Here is a 23,327-nt window from a genome sequence, read left to right as displayed (position 1 = left end):
AAGCTTCGTCATTCCCTCTCAGACCCTCATCCTGAGGAGCGGCGTCTTTGCCGCGTCTCGAAGGATGGGAGGCCCAACCGTGGCCTCATGGTTCGAGACGGCGCAAGCGCCTCCTCACCATGAGGATAACATTACGCCCCGATCGCGATTTTTGGCTCGGCGTCGGCGTTCGCCTTCAATTCCTTCAGCGCGCGGCGGTATTCCACCGGCATCACCTTGCGGAATTTCGGCAGCCAGGTCTTCCAGTCGGCGAGGATCTCTTCGGCCCTCTTCGAACCGGTCAGCTTGGCGTGCCGCGTGATCAGGACGTGCAGCCGCTCGACGTCGGAGTCGAGCAGGTTCTGGAACACGTCGACCCTGCCATGCGCTTCGAGATCGCCGGTGTGGTGATAGGTGTTCTGGTTGATCATTTCTTCCGAGAGCACCGGTTCGAGCTCGACCATCGCCATGTTGCACAGCTTGGCGAAGTCGCCGGCCTCGTCCAGCACATAGGCGATGCCGCCGGACATGCCGGCTGCGAAGTTGCGCCCGGTCTTGCCCAGCACCACGACGATGCCGCCGGTCATGTATTCGCAGCAATGGTCGCCGGCGCCTTCGACGACCGCGACCGCGCCGGAGTTACGCACCGCGAAGCGCTCGCCGGCGATGCCGCGGAAATAGCATTCACCCTCGATCGCGCCATACATCACGGTGTTGCCGACGATGATGGACTCTTCCGGCACGATGCCGGAATTGCGCGGCGGCTTGACGATGATGCGGCCGCCCGACAGGCCCTTGCCGACATAGTCGTTGCCTTCACCTTCGAGCTCGAAGGTGACGCCGCGCGTCAGCCAGGCGCCGAACGCCTGGCCCGCGGTGCCCTTCAGGCTGACCTGGATGGTGTCGAGCGGCAGGCCGGCATGGCCGTAGATCTTGGCCAGCGTGCCCGACAGCATCGCACCGGCCGAGCGGTCGGTGTTGTTGATCTCCTCGTCGATCTTCACCGGCGCGCCGCGGTCGATGGCGGCCTGCGCCTTCTCGATCAGGCGGCGGTCGAGAACGGCTTCCAGATGATGGTCCTGGCTCTCGGCGTGATAGATCTTCTGGCCGGGCTGTTCCTTCTGGCGCACGAACAGTTTTGAGAAGTCGAGGCCCTTGGCCTTCCAGTGCGCCACCAGCGTCGACTGGTCGAGCATCTGGGTCTGGCCGACCATCTCGTTGAAGGTGCGGTAGCCGAGCTGGGCCATGATCTCGCGGACTTCCTCGGCGACGAAGAAGAAGTAGTTGATGACGTGCTCGGGCTGGCCGGTGAAGCGCTTGCGCAGCACCGGATCCTGCGTCGCGACGCCGACCGGGCAGGTGTTGAGATGGCACTTGCGCATCATGATGCAGCCGGCCGCGATCAACGGCGCGGTGGCAAAGCCGAATTCGTCGGCGCCGAGCAGCGCGCCGATCACGACGTCACGTCCGGTGCGGAAGCCGCCGTCGACCTGGACCACGATGCGGCTGCGCAGTCGCTCGCGCACCAGCGTCTGGTGGGTTTCGGCAAGGCCGATTTCCCACGGAGAGCCTGCGTGCTTGATCGAGGTCAGCGGCGACGCGCCGGTGCCGCCCTCAAAGCCTGCGATCGTCACATGGTCGGCGCGTGCTTTGGCTACGCCCGCGGCCACGGTGCCGACACCGATTTCGGAGACCAGCTTGACCGAGACCTGACCGTCCGGATTGACGTTCTTGAGGTCGTAGATCAGCTGCGCCAGATCCTCGATCGAATAGATGTCGTGGTGCGGCGGCGGCGAGATCAGGCCGACGCCCGGCGTCGAATGCCGCACGCGCGCGATCACGGCGTCGACCTTGTGGCCGGGCAACTGGCCGCCTTCGCCGGGCTTGGCGCCCTGCGCCATCTTGATCTGCATCATGTCGGAGTTGACGAGGTACTCCGTCGTCACGCCGAACCGGCCCGAGGCGACCTGCTTGATCGCCGAGCGCATCGAATCGCCGTTCGGCATCGGCTTGAAGCGATCGGCCTCTTCGCCGCCTTCGCCGGTGTTGGACTTGCCGCCGATCCGGTTCATCGCGATCGCCAGCGTGGTGTGCGCCTCGCGCGAGATCGAGCCGAAGCTCATCGCGCCGGTGGCGAAGCGCTTGACGATGTCCTTGGCGGGCTCGACCTGGTCGAGCTTGATCGGCTTGCGCTTCTCGTCTTCGGCGGACTTGATCCGGAACAGGCCGCGCAGCGTCAATAGCCGCTCGGATTGCTCGTTGAGGATTTTGGCGAACGCCTTGTAGCGCTCCAGTGAATTGCCGCGCGCGGCATGCTGCAGCATCGAGACCGATTCAGCGGTCCAGGCGTGGTCCTCGCCGCGGGTGCGGTAGGCATATTCGCCGCCGACATCGAGCGCGGTCTTGTAGACCTGCGCGTCGCCGAACGCATCGCTGTGACGGCGGCAGGTCTCCTCGGCGATTTCGGCAAGACCCACGCCTTCGACCCGGGTGTGGGTGCCGGCGAAATACTTGGCGATAAAATCTGCCTTCAGGCCGACGGCGTCGAAAATCTGCGCGCCGCAATAGGACTGGTAGGTCGAGATGCCCATCTTGGACATCACCTTCAAGAGGCCCTTGCCGATCGACTTGATGTAGCGCTTGACGATCTCGTAATCGTCGAGCGAGCCGGGCAGGCGGTCCTTCATCGCGATGATGGTTTCGAACGCCAGATACGGGTTGATCGCTTCGGCGCCGTAGCCGGCGAGGCACGCAAAGTGATGCACTTCGCGCGGTTCGCCGGATTCGACGACCAGGCCGACCGAGGTGCGCAGGCCGGTGCGGATCAGATGATGATGCACGGCGGCGCAGGCCAGCAGCGAGGGGATCGGAATCCGGTCCGAGCCCGCCATGCGGTCGGACAGGATGATGATGTTGACGCCTTCGCGCACCGCGCCTTCGGCGCGCGCGCAGAGTTCGTCGAGCACCTGCTCGAGGCCCGCCGCGCCGAAGCCGGCATGGAAAGTCGTGTCGAGCGTGCGCGACTTGAAATGGCTGTCGGCAACGTCGGAGATCGAGCGGATCTTTTCCAGATCCGCGTCGGTCAGGATCGGCTGGCGCACTTCGAGACGCTTGGTCGAAGCGAGGCCCTGCAGGTCGAACAGGTTCGGCCGCGGCCCGATGATCGAGACCAGGCTCATGACAAGCTCTTCACGGATCGGATCGATCGGCGGGTTGGTGACCTGCGCGAAATTCTGCTTGAAATAGGTGAACAGGGGCTTCGGCCGGTCCGACAGCGCCGAGATCGGCGTGTCGTTGCCCATCGAGCCCGCGGCCTCTTCGCCGGTCGAGGCCATTGGCGTCATCAGGATGGTAACGTCTTCCTGCGAATAGCCGAACGCCTGCTGCCGGTCGAGCAGCGGCAGGTTGGAGCGCATGCCCTTGCTCGAAGCGTCGGGCAATTCCTCGAGCTGGATCTGGGTGCGATGCAGCCAGTCGCTGTAGGGATGGCTCTTGGCCAGATCAGCCTTGATCTCGTCGTCGGGAATGAGGCGGCCCTGTTCGAGGTCGACCAGCAGCATCTTGCCGGGCTGCAGCCGCCACTTGGTGATGATCTGGTCCTCGGGGATCTTGAGCACGCCCATTTCGGACGCCATCACGATCCGATCGTCCTTGGTAACGAGATAGCGCGCCGGCCGCAGGCCGTTGCGGTCCAGCGTTGCGCCGATCTGGCGGCCGTCGGTGAAGGCGATCGCGGCGGGGCCGTCCCACGGCTCCATCATCGCGGCGTGATATTCGTAGAAGGCGCGGCGCGTCTCATCCATCAGCGGATTGCCGGCCCAGGCTTCCGGAATCATCATCATCACGGCGTGCGGCAGCGAGTAGCCGCCCTGCACCAGGAATTCGAGCGCGTTGTCGAAACAGGCGGTGTCGGACTGGCCCTCATATGAAATCGGCCACAGCCTGGAGATGTCCTTGCCGTACAGTTCCGAATGCACCGAGGCCTGCCGCGCCGCCATCCAGTTGACGTTGCCGCGCAGCGTGTTGATTTCACCGTTATGGGCGATCATCCGGTAGGGATGCGCCAGCGACCAGGCCGGGAAGGTGTTGGTCGAGAAGCGCTGATGCACCAGCGCCAGCGCGCTCTCGAAGTCCGGCTCGTGCAGATCGGGATAATACTTGCCGAGCTGGTCGGCGAGGAACATGCCCTTGTAGATCACGGTCCGGCACGACATCGAGACCGGGTAATAGCCGGCAAGGCCGCGATCGCGGCGCTGATAGATCGCCTGCGAGATCGACTTGCGCAGGATATAGAGCCGGCGCTCGAAATCATCCTCGGTCTTGGTCGCGCCGTTGCGGCCGATGAACACCTGCATGCAGGATGGCTCGGTCGGCTTGACGGTTTCGCCGAGCGAGGAATTGTCGGTCGGCACGTCGCGCCAGCCGAGCAGCTTCAGGCCTTCGTTCTTGATCTGGTCGGCGATGATGCTCTGGATGACTTTGCGCCACGCCGTTTCCTTCGGCAGGAACAGCGCACCGATGGCGTACTCGCCGGGCTTCGGCAGCTTGAAGCCGATCTCGGCGGCCTTGCGCGCGAAGAACGCGTGCGGGATCTGCACCAGGATGCCGGCGCCGTCGCCGGCACGCGGGTCGGCGCCCACGGCGCCGCGATGTTCGAGGTTGCAGAGAATGTTGATCGCGTCGTCGACGATCTGATGCGACTTCTTGCCCTTGATGTTGGCGATGAAGCCGACGCCGCAGGAATCCTTTTCGAGGCTCGGGTCGTAGAGGCCCTCGACCGGCGGACGCCAGCTCCACTCGCGCTGAGGCTCGGTATGCAAAGGTTCTGAATACGCGGCGTCGTCCGGTTTCGAGATAGCGGTCGCCGACAGCGTTTCTGTCACGATGTTTTCGCGCTCGAATTCCGACCCGCTCATCTTAGTCCTCTCAATCAGGTCAAGGGCCTTAGCTGTCACCGGCGCACCTTGGGCGCTTGCGGCACCCACCGGGCCACCGCTCGTCCACCGCGAGCCGAAATTTCCTAAATTCAGGCTTGGGCGTTCAACGTCCCTGAGGAACGGCCTTGCCTGTACTTACCGGAGCTCGAAACCGCCCGGTTTTCGTTGCAATCCCTGTGCCGGGAATGCCCCACGATTGAGACAGTGATACTGTCCTAACTCCCGACCATGCCAAATTTTTCTCTATCACACAAGCGCGTGAAAGTCCCTGTCCGCATAGCTGATCCGTGCCTGTAGCGGTCGAAACACACTGCCCGGGTTTGCCGAAACATACTGCCCCGGATTTGGGGCAAACGCGCCGCGATCCGGCCCAAGGACCGCCGGATTTCACAAGGAAATTCGGTTCCGGGACGGCCGGGCAAGAGAGCGAACACGCTCCAGGCAGGGGCTAACAGGAGCTAGGAATGATGAAGTTCTTCACAGGATGGGTTTTTGCGGCGGGGACGGTTCTCGCCACAACGGCCGCGCAGGCGCAGGTACCGGCGCCTTACGAGGCCGGACGCTCGCCCTATTACTCGGTATCCGACATTGGCGACCCCTATTACGCGCCACCCCGTTATGCGCCGCCGCCGCCGGCCTATCCCGGGCCGCGCTACGGCTACGGGCAGGGGCCGATGCTGCTGCCGCCGACCGAGGTCTACACGGTGCTGCGCGAGAGCGGATTTTCGCCGCTCGGCATCCCGCAGCAGCGCGGTCTCGTTTACACGATTTCGGTGATCGACCGGGGCGGCGATGACGGCCGCCTGATCATCGACGCGCGCACCGGCCGGATCATCCGCTTCATACCGGCGCACCGGATGGGCGATAATTTCAACGACGATCTGACCATGAATTACGGCCCGCCCGGACCGCTGCCGCCGACCCATGTCCGGGGCGCGCCGCGGGCGCCGAAGCCGGCCCCACAGGTCGCCAGCCGCACCGTGCCGGTTCCGAAGCCGAGCCCGCTCGCCGCCGCCGCCAAGCCGTCCACGGCTGTCGAACCGGCGGCCAAACCGGTGGCCGCCGCCCGGCCGGCCACCGTCGAGCCTGCGGCCAAGCCCGCCGCCGCGGCGGAACCGGTGCAGCAATCGGCGGCAGCCCAGCCGAAATCGGCTGAAGCGCAAACGCCGCCGCCCGCGGCCGTGACCACAGGTTCGGTCCCGGCCAAGCCGGTACCGCAGATCGCCCCGACCCAGGACATGCCCAACGTACAGGGGCTGGAGTAGAAACCTAACCGCAGCGGCGCTTCCTGATCCCTCCCTCTTGCGGGGAGGGATCAGACCACGGCCAGCTATTCCTTATGACCCGCCGCCGCGAGGATCAGGTCGGCAATCTCCTTTGGATGCGACACCAGCGACAGATGACCCGCGTCCAGTTCGACCGTGGTCGCGTTCATGCGCTTGGCCAGAAACCGCTCGAGGTCGGGATTGATGGTCTGGTCCTGCCTGGAGACCGCATACCATGACGGCTTGGAGTGCCAGGCGGCTACGGTGGTGCGTCCCGCAAACAGGGAAACGGCGGTCGGCTCCTGCACCGCGTAGAGCACCTCGGCCTTCTTGGGCTCGACGCCGTTGGCGAAATATTTCAGGAACGAATCTTCCGACAATTTGGTGAAGCCGTCATGTTCCCGGATCCCGGCGCGCACCGGTCCGGCCGGGAATTTTCCGGAGAGCGCGACAAAATCCTCGCCCGCATCAGGGCCGCGCGCGGCGACATAGACCAGCGCCGATACTTTCGGATCCGTTCCGGTCTCGCTGATCACGGTGCCGCCCCAGGAATGCGCGACCAGCACGGTCGGCCCGTCCTGCATCGCCAGCGCGCGTCGCGTCGCGGCGACGGAATCGGCAAGCGACGTCAGTGATTCTGTACGGCGGTGACCTTCAGCCCCGCGGCTTGAAGATAGGGAATGACTTCCGACCAGGTCGAGCCGTCCGCCCACGCCCCGTGCACCAGCACAACATTGCGCGCCACCGGCGTCGCCGCCTCGGCCTGCGCCGGGAGTGTGCCAAGCGATCCCGCAAATGCCGTGACCGCGAGCGCCGTTACCAGTTGAACCATCTTCATCGAACCTGCTCCGTGATTTTCTCAGCGTGATGCGCTGCGCATGATGGGAGTTTCGATGTGCGGGGCGTGACGTTACGGCGCTCACGGCAGTGTGAGATCACGAACATGACGCACGAAAAAACGCCCCGGTTTCCCGGGGCGTTTTCGCGTTCAGCCAATATCTGCTGAAAGCCTGACAGTGTTATGCGGCGACCGAGCTGTCGACGACCCGCGGGGTTTGCGAGCCGTTGCTGATCGGAATGCTGCGCGGCTTCTTGGCTTCGGGAATCTCGCGGACGAGATCGACGTGGAGCAGGCCGTGCTCCAGCGAAGCGTTCTTGACCTGCACGAAATCGGCAAGCTGGAAGGCGCGTTCGAAGGCGCGCGCCGCGATGCCGCGATAGAGCACTTCGGATTTGTCCTGGCCGTTCTCGTTGGCGGACTTCTCGCCCTTGATCGTCAGCGTGTTTTCCTTGGCGACGATCGAAAGCTCGCCTTGCGAGAAGCCGGAGACCGCGACGCTGATGCGGTAGGCGTTCTCGCCGGTGCGCTCGATGTTGTAGGGGGGATAACCGGGGCTGCCGTCTGACGCTGCCTGGTCGAGCAGGGAGAAGAAGCGGTCGAAGCCGACGGTGGAACGATAAAACGGGGCGAGATCGTAGGTACGCATAGGGTAGTCCTCCATTGAGCGACTGTTGCAGTTAACCCGCCCGCCATCGGGCCGGGCTTTCGTCCATGTGCAGCCTCAATGTCCGGGTTCCCGAAACACTGGTAGCGGCCTGCACAGAAATGATATGGGAGGGGCCGAACACCGTTCAAGAGGGGCCGAATCGAGCCTCTTTTTGCCAGCCCGCCTTGATTTCCATTCCTCCTTTCCTAGCCGGTTCCCCGTCCATGACGCTCGTCTCGATCCCTGCCAATCCGGTTCCGGAGGATGTCGTCAGCGGCACCATCAAGACGCCTGACGGCGCCGAACTTCGCTTTGCGCGCTGGGCGCCGCCGGCAGGCCGCAAAGGCACCGTCTGCGTCTTTACCGGCCGTAGCGAGCAGATCGAGAAATATTTCGAGACGGTGCGCGACCTGCGCGATCGCGGGTTCGCGGTGGCGATGATCGACTGGCGCGGCCAGGGCCATTCCTCGCGGCGCCTGCGCGATCCGCGCAAGGGTTATGTCCGCGATTTCTCCGATTTCGAAATCGACGTCGAGACCTTCGTGCAGCAGGTGGTGCTGCCGGATTGCCCGCCGCCCTATTTCGCGCTGGCGCATTCGATGGGCGGCGCCGTGATGCTGCGCGTCGCGCATGCGGGAAAACGCTGGTTCGACCGCATGGTGCTGTCGGCGCCGATGATCGATCTGCCGGGAAGCCGGACCTCGTTTGCGGCGCGCACATTGTTGCGGGTGCTGCGGCTCGCAGGTCAGGGCGGCCGTTACGTGCCTGGAGGCAGCGACGCGCTGACCGGCACCGAGTCCTTCATCAACAATCCCTTCACCAGCGATCCCGTGCGCTTTGCCCGCAACGCCGCGATCCTGGAAGAAGACCCGACGCTGGGCATCGGCTCGCCGACGGTCGCCTGGGCCGACACGGCGTTTCGCGCGATGCACGGCTTTCGCGCGTCGAACTATCCTTCCGAAATCCGCCAGCCGATCCTGATGCTGGCCGCCAGCAGCGACACCATCGTCTCGACCGCGGCGATCGAGGAATTCGCCTATCATTTGCGCGCCGGCTCGCATCTGGTGATTGCCGGGTCCAAGCACGAGATCCTGCAGGAGCAGGACCGCTACCGCTCGCAATTCTGGGCCGCGTTCGACGCCTTCGTTCCGGGCACGCCGCTGTTCAAGTGATTACATCCGATCGGTACGGGAGGCGGTTTCATGCGTCTGTTGATTCTGGGCGGGAGCCAGTTTCTTGGGCGCGCGATCGCGGCTCATGCCTGCGCGGCCGGACATGACGTGACGTGTGCCGCACGGGGGCTTGCGGGTCCGATTGCGACCGGCGCGAAATTTGTTGCTGTCGACCGCGACGTTTCAGACGGGCTTGAGCCGCTTGCGCGCCAGGAGTTCGATGCCGTCGTGGATGTATCACGTCATCCGGGCCAGGTGCGCCGCGCGGTCGCCGCACTCAAGCAGCAGGCCGGGCACTGGACCTTCGTCTCGACGGTAAGCGTTTATGCGGACAATCGCACGCCCGGGCAGCGGGCGGACACGGCTGCGCTGCGCGCACCCACCGCCCCTGATGTCGAGTATAGCAGTGAAGAAATCTATGGTGCCGCGAAAGTCGCGTGCGAGCAGGCGGTGGGCGAAAGCGCCTTCATTTGCAGGGCGGGTCTTATTGTCGGCCCGGAGGATCCGACGGGTCGGTTCACGTATTGGCCGGCACGGCTTGCCCGCGGAGGCGAAGTGCTTGCGCCCGGGAGCCCGGAGGATGCCGTTCAGTTCATCGACGTGCGCGACCTCGCGCAGTGGATCGTTCATGCCGCACAAGCCCGCCTGACGGGTATCTTTGACGCAATTGGGCCAACGCGCACCCGCGGCGAGTTGCTGGCTGACTGCGCGGCGGCACTGGGGTCATCCTGTACGTTCACATGGGTAGATCGTGCGTTCCTGGAGCAGCACGACGTCAGACGTTGGGCGGGCCCTCGATCACTCCCCTTGTGGCTCCCTTTGCCGGACTTTGCCGGCTTTGCCACGCGCGACACGACGCCGGCGCGTCATGCCGGCCTCACCGTGCGGCCTCTTCCGGAGACCGCGCGTGACACGCTTGGCTGGTTGCGTGCCACCAACGGCCCAGTCGTCGGGTTAACCTTCGACGAAGAAAGGGAAGTGCTTGCCGCATGGCATGCGAGGGGCCAGCATCCTGGCGACTGACGACGACGTGATCAATTTTATGACTGCACGGCCTAGCCGGCTGGCGCCGGCAACCGGTCGGTGATGCGCTTGGGCAGCTTCCGCTCGACGAACAGCGTGCGGACATCGGCGACGCTGAGGTAGCGCGTTTCGCCTTCGCCCTTGCCGAGAATGTCGAGCAGGACCGGCCATTCGCCCTTCATCATGATCGGATAGGTCCAGCGCGCCTTATCGCCGTCGCGCTTCAGATTGTCCGCCATGAAGGTCTCGATCTGCTTGGCGTTCAGCCCGGGCTCGGTGCCGCCATCGGGATTACGGTATTCCTGGCCAAAGCTCGCGAAGCGTTCGATCTGCTCCAGATTGACCTGTCCATCCACGTCGAGGATGCGCGAGCCGGCGCCATGCTTGTCGAGCGGGCCGTTGCGCAATTCATCGAGAATGGCGCCTGATGTCACGCTCCTCAGGGGGTGGCCGTTTGCGATCATCGCAATTCCGTAGGTGAGCACCTTCGCCCGGATCAAACCCATTCCCGTTTTGCCGCTCGCCAGCCCGATGTCTTCGGTCAGCGTGCCCAGCGGCACGATGTGGCCGTCGACATAGCCGTTCGCGACCAGCGCGCGCAGGAAAGGGCAGGGATTGTTCTTGGAGACGGCGATCTGCGTGGCCGGTGCTTGGTCTGGCATGGATCCAATCCTGAAAAGGCAGCGAGTATGAAAAAGACAATCGGCCTCGGTCTGAAGGGGAATGGGATTCGAAAAGCGAATCCGCCGGTCGTGTACTACTTCAGGGTGCAAACGATTTTCGCCGGATTCGAAGCCGTGTCAACCGGAGGCCGAAGGCACGCCGGCCGGGATGACAATTTGGCGCAAAGCAACGCGTCCTCTTCAGGAATCGGCGGCGAGCTTTGGCGCGGACTCGACGAGCGTCAATCTGGTGGAGGGAATGCCGGCCTTCAGCAGGCCGTCACGGTAATGGGCGATGTCTTCGGGCCGTTTCCAATGGAAATTGCTCAAATGGCGTTCGACGGTAAAGGTCGGATAATTGTGCAGCAGGACCTCGGTGGCGTTGGCCGCCTCCTCGGCGCGCCCGAGCTGGGCGAGCGCGGCCGCCCGGATCGCTAGCGCCTGAAGATGGTTGGGATTGAGATACAGCTGTTCGCGCGCCCAGGACAGCGCCGCGTCATATTGCCCGACGAGGTAATGGCTGAACGCGTTCACCGCCTCCCATTGATACCGGGGGTCGGAGTTGCCGCGCTGTGCCGCCATTGAAATCAGTTCGATCGCCTTGCGGTGTTCGCCGGCGTAGAAATAGCAAAAGCCGAGAACGCCGCGGGCGCCCATGTCGTAGGGGTTCAGCCCGACCGCCCGGTTCGCGGCATCCATGGAAACCTCGTGATGCCCTTCCAGGGCGTGCAGATAGGCGACGATCTGGAAGGCAAAGGACGAGCGCGGATCGAGCCTGACGCTGCTCTCCGCCAGATCCATCGCCGTGGTCCACAATTCGCGCGTGCTCTTGATCCATCCGAACTGGATGCTCTGCATCATGATGGTGGCAAGATAGGCGCGTGCGATCGACAGCGTCGGATCGAGCGCGACGGCTTCTTTGAACAGGCCGATCGAGGTTTCGAAATCCGCCTTGGTTTGCAGGTAATAATAGGACAGCCCCTTGAGGAAGCGGTCCCATGCGGTCAGGTCGTTCGACGACGGCCGGGGAGGCGCGGAAGCCTCGGCGCGGTAGATCTCGGCCGCGACCGCCGCCGACAGGCTGGTGGTGATCTCGTCCTGCATCGCGAACAGGTCGCCCATGTCGCGGTCGTAGCGGCCGGTCCATAATTGCTCGCCGTTCTCGGGCGCGATCAGTTCGGCCGTGACGCGGATCTTGCTGCCGGCGCGGCGCACGGAGCCCTGGATCAGGTAGCTCGCGTCGATCTCCCGCGCGATCAGGCGGGTGCTCAGGTTCTTGCCTTTGAAGGAGAACGTCGAGTTGCGGCTCAGCACCCGGTAGAACGATTGCAGCGACAATGCGTGGATCAGGTCCTCGGTGAGGCCGTCGGAGAAATACTCGTCCGCGCTCTCGCTCAAATTGGCAAACGGCAGCACGCCGACGATCGCGGTCCGGTATTGCGCAGGCAGGTTCGCGGGATCCCTTGCCTCGCGGCTGCGGTGGTCCGCGCCTTCAGGCTCCCAGGTCCAGACGCTGACCGGCTCCTCGATGTTCTTGAAGCGGTGCGGACCGGCATCGATGAAGGGCACGCTGAGGCGCTTGCCGGCCTCGCCATAGGCCTTGCCCGACACCGCCACGCCGCCTGGGGCGGCCACCGATTCGAGCCGGACGGCGATGTTCACGTCGTCGCCGAACACCTCGTCCTCGTCGGCCATCACGTCGCCCATATGGATGCCCATACGGAATTGCATCACGCGGTCGGTGGGCAAATGATGGTTTCGTTCAGCCATCATCATCTGCATCGCGACCGCGGCCTCGATGGCGCCGACGATGCTGGGAAACTCCAGCAGGAAGCCGTCGCCGGTGTTCTTCACCAGACGGCCGCCATGATTGAGGATGATCGGGTAGATCGCGGTCCGATGGGCCTTGAAGGTGGCATGCGTGCCCGCCTCGTCGGCTCCCATCATGCGGGAATAGCCGGCGACATCAGCGCAAACGATGGCGGCTAGCCGTCTTTCCATGTATCCCCTAAAACTCCCGCGCTTGCATACCACTATGTGGTCGGCCAAGCGATTCCAATGATTATTAAATACGCTGTATCTGGCGAAAGGCCGATCCAGAAGTGATAGTAACGCAATCCAATTGTGATTGGCATGCGCTGGAACAATGGGTTGTCACGAGGGAACTGGTCAAAATCATGGGCGAGCTGCTCGGCATAAACGAACTCTGGTTGTTCATCCTCTCGGGGCTGCTGCTCAACGTCACGCCGGGGCCCGATACCGCCTACATCATCGGCCGCAGCATCCATTTGGGGTGGCGCGGCGGGGCGGCGGCTGCGCTCGGCATCAGCTTCGGCTGCCTGGTTCACGTGTTCGGCGCCGCGATCGGGCTGTCGGCGCTGCTGCTGACGTCGGCGGCCGCCTTCACCGTCCTGAAGCTGGTTGGGGCGGCCTACCTGGTGTTCACGGGCATCCAGATGCTGCTGTCACGCCAGAGTCCGGTCGCCGACATAGCCGTGCAGGACGATGCCATCCCGCTACGCAAGGTGTTCTGGCAGGGGGCCTTGACCAACGCGCTCAATCCGAAGGTGGCACTGTTTTTCCTGGCGTTCCTGCCGCAATTCGTGGCCGCTGATTCGCCACACAAGACGGCGGCCTTCCTGGCCCTCGGCCTGATCTTCATCTTCAACGGGACGCTGTGGTGCCTCGGTGTCGCGGCGTTTGCGTCGAAGGCAGCCTCCCGCATCCGGCACTCCCAGCGCGTGATTGTCTGGATCAACCGCGTGCTCGGCGGGATGTTCGTCTATCTCGGGTTTCGCGTGGCGATGCTGCAGACCCGCTGACCTACCCCATTTGGGTGAGGCGTCGTTAGGCGCGGTAGTCCGGTCTGCGTCAGGAAAACGCATCGAGAAATCATCACGCTCTAGCCGTGTATTTTCAGAAACCCGCCGACGGCGAGATAGAGCCCGAGGAAGATCATCGCGATCAGGAACCAGCGGCGGAACACGTCCGGCTGCATCCGCGTTCGCACCGCCTGGCCGATGAACATGCCGGCAAAGGACGCCGCCATCGCCACCGCGCCCGGCAGCGCGGTTGCGGCCGTCAGCAGGCCCGCCGCGGTGATGTTGAAGGCGAGCGCCACGGTGGCGACCGTGAAGAACACGCCGAGCGCCTGCACCAGTTCGTCCTTCTGCATGCCGATTGCCTGCATGAACGGCATTGAGGGGATGACCTGAACGCCGGTCGCGGCCGAGATCACGCCGGTGACAAGGCCGACGATGCCGCCGATCCACTTCTCGTCGCGTTGCGCGACCTTGAAGCTGAATTTGCTGAGGCCCACGATGGCATAGATCACCAGCAGCACGCCGAGGATGACGGTGCCATAGGCCGCATAGGGCCCGGTCAAGAGTCCGCCGTTGAGCCAGATGCCGATCACGGTGCCGACCATCAGCGGCCACAGCCGCCGCATGATGTCGCGCAGATAAGGGCCGCCGAAGGTCTGCCAGATATTGGTGACGATCGCCGGAACGATCACGATAGCGATCGCCTGGCCGGGCGGCATCGTCACCGCGAGCAGGCCCATCGACACCGTCGGCAGGCCGAGCCCGATGACGCCCTTGATGAAACCGGCGAGCAGGAACGCGGCCGCGATGAGAATGAGCATGGAATCGATCATGCGGCCACATTGACCGATCGCGCTATCAGGCACAATCTGGAGATTACGGAGACAGCATTCGGCCAGGCCGAAGGCAGGTTACACCAGCCTCATCCTGAGGAGCACGCGCTAGCGTGCGTCTCGAAGGATGGGCCACGGGCCTCATGGTTCGAGATGGCGCAAGGGCGCCTCCTCACCATGAGGGTTAGGGAATTCGTGATGCGCTTCGATCTGGTCGACCTACAGCTCTTCATCGCGGTGGCCGAGACGCGCAGCATCACCAATGGCGCGAATCGCGTGCATCTGGCGCTGGCCTCGGCCAGCGCGCGCATCAAGGGCCTGGAGACCGCGCTTGGCGTTTCACTGCTGCAGCGAGGCCGCCGCGGCGTCGAACTGACGCCGGCCGGCGAAAGCCTGCTCGATCACGCCCGCATCGTCATGCACAATGTGGACGCGATGCGCGGCGATCTCGCCGCGTTCTCGCGCGGCGTCAAGGCCACCGTCCGCTTCCTCGCCAACACTTCCGGCCTGTCGGAATATCTGCCGAAGGCGCTGGCCGCGTTCCTCAGCCAGCATCCGCATATCTCGATCGACGTCGAGGAGCGCGAAAGCGCCGACATCGCGCGGGCCATCGCCAGCGGCGCCGCCGATCTCGGGCTCGCCGCTGAACACGCGCTGCCCGACGGCATCGAGCGAATCCCCTATAGCGAAGACCGCCTGGTGCTGGTCACCGCGCGCCAGGACGAATTGTCGAACCGGCGGCAGGTCGATTTTCGCGAGGTGGTGGAGCGGGATTTCGTCGGCCTGATCACCTCGAGCGCGCTGCACGCCCATGTCACCGGCCACGCCGCGCGGCTCGGCGCGCGCCTGCGGTTCCGCGCCCGGCTCAACAATTTCGATGCGATCGGGCAGATGGTTTCTGCCGGCATCGGCGTCGCCGTGATGCCCGAAGTGGCGGCCAAGCGCTGCGCGCGCTCGATGAAGATCAATGTCGTCAGGATCAGGGACCCCTGGGCCAACCGCCAGCTTGCGATCTGCGCCCGTAGTTTCAAGTCGCTGCCGAAGCCCGCGCAGCAATTGGTGGAACATCTGCGCAAGATGGCGCCGAAATAATTTGGAGGAAACGCAATGCTGAAGGTCTGGGGACGCCGCAGTTCGTTCAACGTCCAGAAAGTCATGTGGCTGATCGGCGAACTCGATCTTGCCCATGAGCAAATCGACGCCGGCGGTTCGGCCGGCGGACTCGATGCGCCGGCATTTCTCGCGATGAACCCGCACGGCCGGATTCCCGTCATCAAGGACGGCGACGCCGTGGTGTGGGAATCGCATGCGATTCTCCGGTATCTGGCGGCACGCCATGGCGCCGGACGCTTCTGGTCCGATGATCCCGTCACGCGGGCCGCCGTCGACGGCTGGATGGACTGGTCACAAACCGCGCTGCAACCGGATTTCCTCACCGGCGTGTTCTGGGGGCTTTACCGGACGCCGGAAGCAAAGCGGAACTGGCCGGCGATCAATGCGGCGCTGGCGCGTTGCGCCAGGGATTTCGAAAAACTCGACCGGTTGCTGGAGGGGCGCAGCTTCCTGCTCGGCGAAAGCTTGTCGCTTGCCGACATCACGGCCGGGACGTCGCTCTATCGTTACTTCGAACTGGAAATCGACCGCCCGTCATTGCCGCAGGTCGAACGCTGGTATCGCACGCTGCAGGGGCGTGACGCATACCGGACCCACATCATGATCCCGTTCGGCGAATTGTTCGGGCGGCTGGATTACTGAGGCCTTCTTTAAGTCCAACTTGGCCATCGCCGTCGAACCGACTTCCCTATGAGATTCCTATATCGCTCGCAGGTTTATCACATCGATTTTATATGCCGACGCACCGATCTCTATATGCGGTCGGAACCACTATCGAGCGACGTCGCCGACCGGTGTGGCCCTGCGTACCAGCCAGGAGTTGAAGCGATGGTCAATATTGAATCGAAGCTGCCGTTGGACATTGCACCGGCGTCCGATACCGATAGCCTCCTGGGCCCGATCGCATCGCCGGTGATGCGCTACCTTGCTTCAATCGCAATGATCGCCCTGGCGACGGTCGTCGCGATCGGCGTGGACAGCAAGATTGCGATTCCCAATTTGTCCCTCGTTTTCGTCGTGCCGGTGATCATCGCGGGCGTCAGCCTCGGCTTGGGACCGGCGCTGTGTTCGGCTGTTCTTGGCGCCCTTGCTTTCAATTTCTTCTTCATTGAACCTCGCTACTCACTCGCCGTTGACGATGTGGCAAACATCTGGGCGATCGGGCTGCTGTTCGTGGTCGGCCTCATTGCGAGTGGCGTTGCCTTCACCTCCGGCCGGAGGGCGGCCGAAGCGGCCTCGTTAAAAAGGCAGGCGACGGCGCTGCAAAACTATAGCCGTGACGTCGTCGCGGCCGACGATACCAACGCGATCGTCTCGATCACTTCCCAGGCCCTTGCAGCGATCTTCCAGGTTCCCGCTGTCGTGATGCTCGTTACCGGGGACAGGGTCGTTTCCCTCAAGGCAGCCGGCGATGTGGAACCCCAGGAGGCCGAACTGAATGCGGCGCGATCATCTCTGTCGACGGGAACTGTACTGCGTGGCGAAGTCTATCCGAACCTGGCGTCGCGGTTCGATTTTTGGCCCGTAAAGACGGCGGGAGGCCCGAATGCCGTCATTGGACTGGCGTTCGACCCGGATGAACGCCCTTCGTCGCCGGATACGCTCGTCAACATCGTTGTGAGTGTTTTGGCCCTGGTGCTAGACCGTCAACATGCACGGGCTGGAAGCCCCGCTGAATAGGTCGTCCGGAGGAAGTTTGTTGTGAGCGTCGTGGCTGCCCACCTGTATCGCAACGGCAAGAGTGCAAGGACCGTTTCGCTGGACGAGCCCATCGATTGCAAGGGCAAGTCCGAGTTTGTCTGGATCGGGTTGTTCGAGCCTTCGAAACGAGAGCTTGAGCAACTCGAGAAGAACTACGGGCTTCATCCGCTCGCGATCGAGGACGCCTTCAAGGCAAACCAGCTGCCGAAGGTTGACGTCTACGGCGACCAGCTGTTTGTCATGACGCGCACGGCTCATCTTGAGCAGGATCACATCGCCTATGGCGAAACAGCGATTTTTGTCGGAAAGAATTTTATCATCACGGTTCGGCATGGCTCGGCTCGGGCGCACAGCGAATTGCGCGCCCAACTCGAAGCGGCTCCCAGCCTGCTGAGACATGGTCCGGATTATGTATTGCACGCCATCCTCGACTTTATCGTTGACGGATACCTGCCGGTGGTCGAGACGATCGAGGAACACGTTCTCAAGATGGAGCAAAGCGCGCTTGACAGCTTCCTCAGTCGCGCGGACGTCAAACGGCTCTTCGGGCTGCGCCAGGAACTGATCCGCTTTCAGCGAATTATCGGCCCCATGATGGAGGTCTGCGGCCGGCTCGTACACCTTGAGACACCGTGCCTCGATGCCGACGCCCGGCCCTATTTTCAAGACGTCCTGGACCACGTGCGGCGCGTCGAAGCGATGGTGAACTCGTTGCGAGACGTGCTGACCTCGGTTTTCGAAGTGAGCAATCTATTGGAGCAGCAGCGTCAGAGCGCGATTACGCGGCAGTTGGCCGCGTGGGCCGCGATCCTGGCCGTGCCCACCGCGATCGCCGGGATCTACGGCATGAATTTCGAAAACATGCCCGAGCTGAAGACGCAGTACGGCTACTTTGTCGTGGTCGGAATTATCGCCCTGCTTTGCGCGGTGCTTTATGTGCGTTTCAAGCGCGCCCGGTGGCTCTGATACGAGTTTGTGGCTCGCCGCTTTACCGAGTCGGTGGCAATCGATAGATCACGCTGCGGCCGAATGGCCGCTATCTCGCCAAAAGCGGCAATAAATCATCACTTCCTGCGCCAGATATCCAGCAGTGCGTCGGCCTTGTTTCGCAGCGGCAATCGTTCGTTGGTCAGCGCATCGAGGAAACCCGCAATGCGCTGCGACTTTGCCAGCGTATAGAGCGTGAGGGCGGCGAAAGCGGCCGCCGTTACGGCTACGTAAACTGCCTTCGCCGCGAGATGATGGTCGGTTGCGGCGATCAGGCTGCTCATGCCGAGGAAGCCGGTCGTGGTGGTGCCGATCAGGCCGATCATGGTCACGACGGTCAGCCTGAGGAAGATGTTCGACTGGCGACGCAGCAGATCGCTGTCGAGATAGGCGCCCATATCCTTCAGCTCTTCCCGAATATCGACGTACAGGCGATCGGTGCCGAGGTGTTTGACCAGGGCGTGGAACACCTCGCGCGTCTGCACGTGCTCCGATACGTCGTGAAACCAGTAGCGGTGGGTGAAGCGAAGGAATATTTCGAGCAGGCCCCTGATCTCGGCGCGGAATCGTCGCACGGTTTCCTGCTGCTCGATATTGAGGCGCGTGACGGCGTGTACGAGGCGGTCGGACATCATCAGCAAGGCGCCCTTGTGCATGTGCGCGATCAGCGCCAGCAGAAAGAACTGATGACGGAACTGGCCAAGAACGCCGCGCTCCGCATCCAGGAATACGGGCCTTGCGGCGTCGCCGACGATGAGGAATGCGTGATCGCAGCACATCACGCGTGTGCGCAGCCGGGCGTCGGATTGAGTTTCGTCATAGTACCTGTCGTAGCAATGGTTTTCTTCGAAGCTCGTCAGATACTTCTCGGAGTAGGGCAGCGCATGCCGGTCGCCGGGCGCGTTCGCGTAGGCTAGCCGGGCGAAGTCTGCCCGCGTCAGCCGCTCGGGATGCTCGACGGCGAGATAAGCCATCAACGGCATGCGATAATATTCGAGTTGGCGGAACCGCAGCGCTCCCGCCTGATCGGAGTGATGGGCCGCCATCGGGTTGAGCAAATATTGCCAGTGCGCGGCGAGCGGCGGCGCCCGCTCGCGACATACCGATGCCAGATACTGCTTTCTGTCCTCGTAGTCCGACACCGCGAGCACGCGCCCGTCTGCCGCCAGCCATTCCACCTTGCGGGGGCAGTTGATGCCGTCTCCCTCTGCGGTCCAGCCCGCAGGATAGGCGCGGCCGAACCGATGCAGGGAGTCCTGCACCACGTCGAGCGGCAGGTCGGAGCCGGACACTTCGACGGCAAGAATGACGAGGTCGACGTCATAGAAAAAATAGAGATCGACGTGCCGGACATCGAAGACGACAGGTGCGTCCCGTTCGGGGAAGAGGATCCGCACCGCTGCCACGTCCGTCCGGCGGTAAGCTTTTATCGGGGATTCGCCGTAGGCGGCCATGGAGCGGCGCTTGGCGCCTTCGCCGTACAGCAGCCGCTGCACATAGGGCAGGAACGTCACGAACTCGCGATAGTGCCGTTCCTGGAAGGCGTCGGGATCGGCGCAGAATTCGTCATCCACTTCCTTCCAGATCCGGCCAGCATCCTTCTCGAGGAGCTCCCAGTGATGATGGATTTGCGAACCTTCCTTCAGCGGCAGCAGTTGAAGCGGCCAGAGCAGGATCTGGTGGAAGGTGCGCACCAGCGGTGTGGATTCGGGCGTGGATTCGATCGGGTCCGATGCCAGGCGCGCCTTGGAGTCCACCTTGGAGTCCAGCCCGTCGATCGTTTGCGACACCATGGCACGTCCTCGACATTCGGTTTGGAGGCCAGAATACTGAACCATACGGCAAAAGCACCAAGCATTATCAGCGCGTTGCTGTCGCACGCTGCAAGCGGACGACGCCAAATTCCGCATTGCAGCGGGAATGGCGCAAAGGCCAATAGACGACATTTTCGAAAGGAGTAGGCTGGCGAGCGTCTCATGGCTTTTTCAGGAGGTCAGACCATGACACGGCACCTTTTCTTCGCGATCACCCTCATAGGCACCGGAATGCTCCTCAATGCACAGGCAGAAGCCGTGACAGCCTCGCGATGCGAGGATCGGGCCGCAAATTGCGTCGGCAGATGTGCCAACCCCACGGGCGGGGGCGGTGACTGGCGAGGGCATCAGAACAAATGCATGCTCTACTGCGACCGGCAGGTAAGCAGCTGCCTGATCCGCGCGCGATACTAGCCGCTACGTCCTGCGCTGGCGGAGGCACCAGGAGGATTTCGTAGCGGCGTCTTTTTCTGCCCCCCGCGCCGAAGCGAGAGCGGCAGCGGGGCGTGAGCACAGCGGCATCCCTGGCGAGAATTACTTCGCCGTTTCGAGGCCTGCGTCCTTGATCACCTTCGACCACTTCTTGATTTCAGAGTCGATGAAGCCGCGGAAATGCTCCGGGCTGTCGCCGGCCACGGTGAGGCCCTGATCGGCGAGTTTTGCCTTGACGCTCGCGTCGGCCATCGCCTCGTTGGCGATGCGGTTCAGCTCAGTGATGATCTTCTCGGGTGTGCCTCCCGGCGCGATCATGCCATACCAGTTTTCGATCAACAGATCGGGCATGCCGACTTCCGCCGTGGTCGGCACGTCGGGCGCGGTCGGCGCGCGGGTGGGGGAGCCCAGTGCAATTGGCTTCAGGGAGCCCGCCTTGATATGCGGCAGGATCACCGGCAGGTCGAGGAACGTCATCTGCACCTGCTGGCCGAGCAGGTCGTTGATGGCGGGCGCCGCGCCGCGATACGGCACATGCACGATGTCGAGTTTTGCGGTCAGCTTGAACAGTTCGCCGGCCAGATGCGGCAGGCCGCCGACGCCGGCGGAGGCAAAATTGAGCTTGCCGGGCTGCGCCTTGGCGAGGGCAATGAGTTCGGCCATGTTGTTGGCCGGAACGTTGCTGGCCACGACCAGCATTTCCGGCACGGTCACAACAAGCGTGACTGGTGCGAGATCCTTCCGCACGTCGTAGGGCATTTTCTCCAGTGACGGGTTGATGACGAGCGAACTCGCGCTGGTGATGCCGATGGTGTAGCCGTCGGGCGCGGCTTTCGCGATCGCGTCGGTGCCCAGCACCCCGGCCTGTCCGCTGCGATTTTCGATCACGATCGGCTGCTTGACCAGTTCCGACATGCGCTGGCCGACCACGCGGGCAATGATGTCGTTCGGCCCGCCGGGTGGGAACGGCACGATCAATTTGATCGGTTTGGTTGGAAAATCCTGTGCCGTGCCCGCGGCCGGCAATAATAGCAGCGACAATCCAGCCGCCAGCGCGCCCCAAATCCTCATGCAAGCCTCCCTGCGCAGATGTCTAAAGCGTCTGTCGCGTCGTGGCTTATAGCAGATTTTTTGCACCCCGGGTTACGTCATCGCTTGGTCAAGGCACGAGTTCGTCGGTGGCCGCGAGGCGGACGGGTTTTTGGGAAATGAGATTGCACCAGACCCAATGATGATGCCGCATGACGCTGACCGCATCGAGGTGGGGGCGGTCGCTCAAGGTGTGGGCATCGGTCACCACGACGACGTTGTGCTGGTTCGAGACAGCGGATCGGACGGTCGCATCGACGCACAGATCGGTGGCCCAGCCGGTCACCAGCACGCGGTCCGGCGCGATCCTGCCGAGGCGGGCCTGCAGCTCGGCGCCGGCGAAGGGGTCGTTCATGCTCTTCTGAACGACGACATCGGCGGGATCCCTGACAAGTTCGGGAAGCAGCGCCCAGCCCGGCGATTGCGGTTCGAAATCGTCGCCGGCGTCGCCGCAGTGCTGAATGAAGATGACCATGCCGGACTGCGCGCGCACGCTGGCGGCGAGCCGGTTGATGCGGTCGATGACATCAGGCAGATCGTGCTTGGGATCGCCGCTCCGCAGCCCGACCTGCATGTCCACGATCAGCAGTGCGTCCATGCGATGCCTTCGGTGGCCTGGAGCACGATCGCCGGGCAAACACCAAGCGCTTGCCTGAAGATCGTCTTTAAAGAATGCGCTAGCTGTTGAGTAGTTTCATCGCCGCTTCATGCACGCGGGCGTCGCCGGCGGCGATGATGCGGCCGCCGTTTTGGGCGGGCTTGCCGTCCCAGGTGGTGACGATGCCGCCGGCGCCGGTGATGATCGGGATCAGGGCGGCGATATCATAGGGCTTCAGCTCGGTCTCGACCACGAGGTCGAGATGGCCGGCCGCCAGCATGCAGTAGGAATAACAATCGCCGCCATAGCGCGTCAGCTTCACCGCCTCTTCGACCCGGCCGAAGGCGGCCCGGTCGGCGGCGTTCATCAATAGCGGGCTTGTCGTGTAGGAAGTCGCGTCCGCCAGCGAGGCGCAGCGCCGCACGGAAAGCTTCCGTTCGCCGGAGGGGCCGGAATATTGCGCCGAGCCGCTGTCGCCGGAAAAACGCTCGCCGATATAAGGCTGGTGCATCATCCCGAACACCGGCGTGCCCCGGTGCATCAGCGCGATCAGCGTGCCCCAGATCGGAAATCCCGCGATGAAGGATTTGGTGCCGTCGATCGGATCGAGCACCCAGACATATTCGGCGTTTTCTTGCTCATTGCCGAATTCCTCGCCGACGATGCCGTGCTGTGGAAAGTTGCCCTTGATCATCCGGCGCATGACAGCCTCGGCGGCGCGGTCGGCCTCGGTGACGGGATCGAAATCCTTGGCGCTCTTGTTGTCGATCGAAAGCGAGGTCCGGAAGAACGGCAGAATGGTTTCGCCGGAGGCGGTTGCAAGGCGGCCGATAAAGGCTGTGAAATCGATGACCGTCACGGCAGTTCCTTGAAAGGGCGGAGGGGCGTTCAAGCGTTCGCGTTCTTGCCTAGCTCAATCCTGAGATCCGCGCACGATTAACGGAATGTTATTCCCATCTCATCCGACGCAGGTGCCCCTTTTCATCCGACTCAGGGCTCCCTTCGAGGTTTCGAATCGGCTTCGTTTAGGCATGCATTTTTGGTGACACGGCTATTCACAACATCGAGATTTGTGAATTGTGGCCGCTCCGTAACACCGGGTTCCCACGGATTTTTCTTCGCAAGCTATTGAATATAAAAGTAAAAATTGTATTTAACTGACCTGTTGCATAACGGCCAGCCTCGCCGGGATTACGCAGGCAAAGTTTCGAAAGGACTTGCGTTTTGTGCAGCGCGGCCGCATATTGTTGCGGTGCGGTAGGGCCTCGCCCTATCGCTGCCCTCCTTGGGCGTTTCCTCCCTAGACTTGGGCCGCTTGTTCATTCAAGCGGCCCTTTTTTCTTGTCTCCGTCATTCCGGGGCGCGACGAAGTCGCGAGCCCGGAATCCATCAGGCAGCATGTGACGTCGATGA

The 23,327-nt window shown here is 63.1% G+C and carries 16 protein-coding genes and 2 pseudogenes; 8 read left to right on the top strand and 10 right to left on the bottom strand.

Features of this window, described 5'->3' with window-relative positions; translation table 11 throughout:
• Nucleotides 1–131: 131 nt before the first annotated feature.
• Nucleotides 132–4,895, bottom strand: coding sequence for a glutamate synthase large subunit (gene gltB, locus JQ641_RS01060; protein WP_211993951.1), 4,764 nt, complete (start codon nucleotides 4,893–4,895; stop codon nucleotides 132–134).
• Nucleotides 4,896–5,380: 485 nt separating this feature from the next.
• On the opposite strand from gltB, the gene JQ641_RS01055 reads away from it, so the two are divergent.
• The gene (locus JQ641_RS01055) at nucleotides 5,381–6,181 is read left to right on the top strand and encodes a hypothetical protein (protein ID WP_349628474.1); all 801 of its coding nucleotides are present in this window, start codon (nucleotides 5,381–5,383) and stop codon (nucleotides 6,179–6,181) included.
• Between the two features lie 65 nt (nucleotides 6,182–6,246).
• On the opposite strand, the pseudogene JQ641_RS01050 reads toward JQ641_RS01055, so the two are convergent.
• Nucleotides 6,247–7,019 (bottom strand): annotated as a pseudogene (locus JQ641_RS01050) (alpha/beta fold hydrolase).
• Between the two features lie 181 nt (nucleotides 7,020–7,200).
• Nucleotides 7,201–7,668, bottom strand: a complete 468-nt coding sequence (locus JQ641_RS01045) for an Hsp20 family protein (RefSeq protein ID WP_192738159.1) — start codon at nucleotides 7,666–7,668, stop codon at nucleotides 7,201–7,203.
• A gap of 224 nt (nucleotides 7,669–7,892) precedes the next feature.
• Between JQ641_RS01045 and JQ641_RS01040 the strand changes: the two genes are divergently transcribed.
• Both JQ641_RS01040 and JQ641_RS01035 read left to right on the top strand, forming a co-directional pair.
• Entirely contained in the window at nucleotides 7,893–8,840 is a 948-nt protein-coding gene (locus tag JQ641_RS01040) for an alpha/beta fold hydrolase (protein WP_192738158.1), read from the top strand.
• Nucleotides 8,841–8,870: 30 nt separating this feature from the next.
• Nucleotides 8,871–9,863 carry an NAD-dependent epimerase/dehydratase family protein gene (locus JQ641_RS01035; RefSeq protein ID WP_211993948.1) on the top strand — a complete coding sequence of 331 codons (993 nt, stop codon included), beginning with the start codon at nucleotides 8,871–8,873 and terminating at the stop codon, nucleotides 9,861–9,863.
• 41 nt (nucleotides 9,864–9,904) lie between these two features.
• Here JQ641_RS01035 and JQ641_RS01030 read toward each other — a convergent pair.
• Nucleotides 9,905–10,525, bottom strand: a pseudogene (locus tag JQ641_RS01030) (di-heme-cytochrome C peroxidase); the annotation flags it as partial.
• A 201-nt stretch (nucleotides 10,526–10,726) separates the two neighbouring features.
• On the bottom strand, nucleotides 10,727–12,526 hold the full coding sequence (locus tag JQ641_RS01025) for an adenylate/guanylate cyclase domain-containing protein (RefSeq protein WP_211993944.1): 1,800 nt from the start codon (nucleotides 12,524–12,526) through the stop codon (nucleotides 10,727–10,729).
• Between the two features lie 185 nt (nucleotides 12,527–12,711).
• Here JQ641_RS01025 and JQ641_RS01020 point away from each other — a divergent pair, with 185 nt between their 5' ends.
• A complete protein-coding gene (locus JQ641_RS01020) occupies nucleotides 12,712–13,347 on the top strand; it encodes a LysE family translocator (RefSeq protein ID WP_211994265.1) in 636 nt (211 codons plus the stop codon).
• 80 nt (nucleotides 13,348–13,427) lie between these two features.
• Here JQ641_RS01020 and JQ641_RS01015 read toward each other — a convergent pair whose 3' ends face one another.
• A complete protein-coding gene (locus JQ641_RS01015) occupies nucleotides 13,428–14,180 on the bottom strand; it encodes a sulfite exporter TauE/SafE family protein (RefSeq protein WP_211993942.1) in 753 nt (250 codons plus the stop codon).
• A 198-nt stretch (nucleotides 14,181–14,378) separates the two neighbouring features.
• Between JQ641_RS01015 and JQ641_RS01010 the strand changes: the two genes are divergently transcribed.
• The 4 genes from JQ641_RS01010 to corA all read left to right on the top strand — a co-directional run bounded on the left by JQ641_RS01010 (nucleotide 14,379) and on the right by corA (nucleotide 17,960).
• Nucleotides 14,379–15,272, top strand: a complete 894-nt coding sequence (locus tag JQ641_RS01010) for a LysR family transcriptional regulator (RefSeq protein WP_211993940.1) — start codon at nucleotides 14,379–14,381, stop codon at nucleotides 15,270–15,272.
• Between the two features lie 15 nt (nucleotides 15,273–15,287).
• Nucleotides 15,288–15,935 carry a glutathione S-transferase family protein gene (locus JQ641_RS01005; RefSeq protein ID WP_211993938.1) on the top strand — a complete coding sequence of 216 codons (648 nt, stop codon included), beginning with the start codon at nucleotides 15,288–15,290 and terminating at the stop codon, nucleotides 15,933–15,935.
• 186 nt (nucleotides 15,936–16,121) lie between these two features.
• Nucleotides 16,122–16,973, top strand: a complete 852-nt coding sequence (locus JQ641_RS01000; RefSeq protein WP_249150129.1) for a DUF4118 domain-containing protein — start codon at nucleotides 16,122–16,124, stop codon at nucleotides 16,971–16,973.
• Between the two features lie 21 nt (nucleotides 16,974–16,994).
• Nucleotides 16,995–17,960, top strand: coding sequence for a magnesium/cobalt transporter CorA (gene corA, locus JQ641_RS00995; RefSeq protein WP_211993937.1), 966 nt, complete (start codon nucleotides 16,995–16,997; stop codon nucleotides 17,958–17,960).
• 98 nt (nucleotides 17,961–18,058) lie between these two features.
• On the opposite strand, the gene JQ641_RS00990 is transcribed toward corA, so the two are convergent.
• The 4 genes from JQ641_RS00990 to hisN form a co-directional block, all read right to left on the bottom strand.
• The gene (locus tag JQ641_RS00990) at nucleotides 18,059–19,774 is read right to left on the bottom strand and encodes a hypothetical protein (protein WP_211993936.1); all 1,716 of its coding nucleotides are present in this window, start codon (nucleotides 19,772–19,774) and stop codon (nucleotides 18,059–18,061) included.
• 555 nt (nucleotides 19,775–20,329) lie between these two features.
• Complete coding sequence (locus tag JQ641_RS00985) at nucleotides 20,330–21,298, bottom strand: Bug family tripartite tricarboxylate transporter substrate binding protein (RefSeq protein ID WP_211993935.1); 969 nt, start codon at nucleotides 21,296–21,298, stop codon at nucleotides 20,330–20,332.
• Nucleotides 21,299–21,386: 88 nt separating this feature from the next.
• Complete coding sequence (locus JQ641_RS00980) at nucleotides 21,387–21,914, bottom strand: isochorismatase family protein (protein ID WP_211993934.1); 528 nt, start codon at nucleotides 21,912–21,914, stop codon at nucleotides 21,387–21,389.
• A 79-nt stretch (nucleotides 21,915–21,993) separates the two neighbouring features.
• The gene (gene hisN, locus JQ641_RS00975; RefSeq protein ID WP_211993905.1) at nucleotides 21,994–22,773 is read right to left on the bottom strand and encodes a histidinol-phosphatase; all 780 of its coding nucleotides are present in this window, start codon (nucleotides 22,771–22,773) and stop codon (nucleotides 21,994–21,996) included.
• Nucleotides 22,774–23,327: the final 554 nt, after the last annotated feature.

Source organism: Bradyrhizobium sp. JYMT SZCCT0180 (assembly GCF_018130165.1).
Classification (GTDB): Bacteria; Pseudomonadota; Alphaproteobacteria; order Rhizobiales; family Xanthobacteraceae; genus Bradyrhizobium.
This window is presented reverse-complemented; position numbering and strand designations above follow the sequence as displayed.

What these genes read in the sequence shown, in the direction of transcription:
- gltB (WP_211993951.1), bottom strand. Translation starts at nt 4,895, where the DNA reads ATGAGCGGGTCGGAATTCGAGCGCGAAAACATCGTGACAGAAACGCTG.
- JQ641_RS01055 (WP_349628474.1), top strand. Translation starts at nt 5,381, where the DNA reads ATGATGAAGTTCTTCACAGGATGGGTTTTTGCGGCGGGGACGGTTCTC.
- JQ641_RS01045 (WP_192738159.1), bottom strand. Translation starts at nt 7,668, where the DNA reads ATGCGTACCTACGATCTCGCCCCGTTTTATCGTTCCACCGTCGGCTTC.
- JQ641_RS01040 (WP_192738158.1), top strand. Translation starts at nt 7,893, where the DNA reads ATGACGCTCGTCTCGATCCCTGCCAATCCGGTTCCGGAGGATGTCGTC.
- JQ641_RS01035 (WP_211993948.1), top strand. Translation starts at nt 8,871, where the DNA reads ATGCGTCTGTTGATTCTGGGCGGGAGCCAGTTTCTTGGGCGCGCGATC.
- JQ641_RS01025 (WP_211993944.1), bottom strand. Translation starts at nt 12,526, where the DNA reads ATGGAAAGACGGCTAGCCGCCATCGTTTGCGCTGATGTCGCCGGCTAT.
- JQ641_RS01015 (WP_211993942.1), bottom strand. Translation starts at nt 14,180, where the DNA reads ATGATCGATTCCATGCTCATTCTCATCGCGGCCGCGTTCCTGCTCGCC.
- JQ641_RS01010 (WP_211993940.1), top strand. Translation starts at nt 14,379, where the DNA reads ATGCGCTTCGATCTGGTCGACCTACAGCTCTTCATCGCGGTGGCCGAG.
- JQ641_RS01005 (WP_211993938.1), top strand. Translation starts at nt 15,288, where the DNA reads ATGCTGAAGGTCTGGGGACGCCGCAGTTCGTTCAACGTCCAGAAAGTC.
- JQ641_RS01000 (WP_249150129.1), top strand. Translation starts at nt 16,122, where the DNA reads ATGGTCAATATTGAATCGAAGCTGCCGTTGGACATTGCACCGGCGTCC.
- JQ641_RS00990 (WP_211993936.1), bottom strand. Translation starts at nt 19,774, where the DNA reads ATGGTGTCGCAAACGATCGACGGGCTGGACTCCAAGGTGGACTCCAAG.
- JQ641_RS00985 (WP_211993935.1), bottom strand. Translation starts at nt 21,298, where the DNA reads ATGAGGATTTGGGGCGCGCTGGCGGCTGGATTGTCGCTGCTATTATTG.
- JQ641_RS00980 (WP_211993934.1), bottom strand. Translation starts at nt 21,914, where the DNA reads ATGGACGCACTGCTGATCGTGGACATGCAGGTCGGGCTGCGGAGCGGC.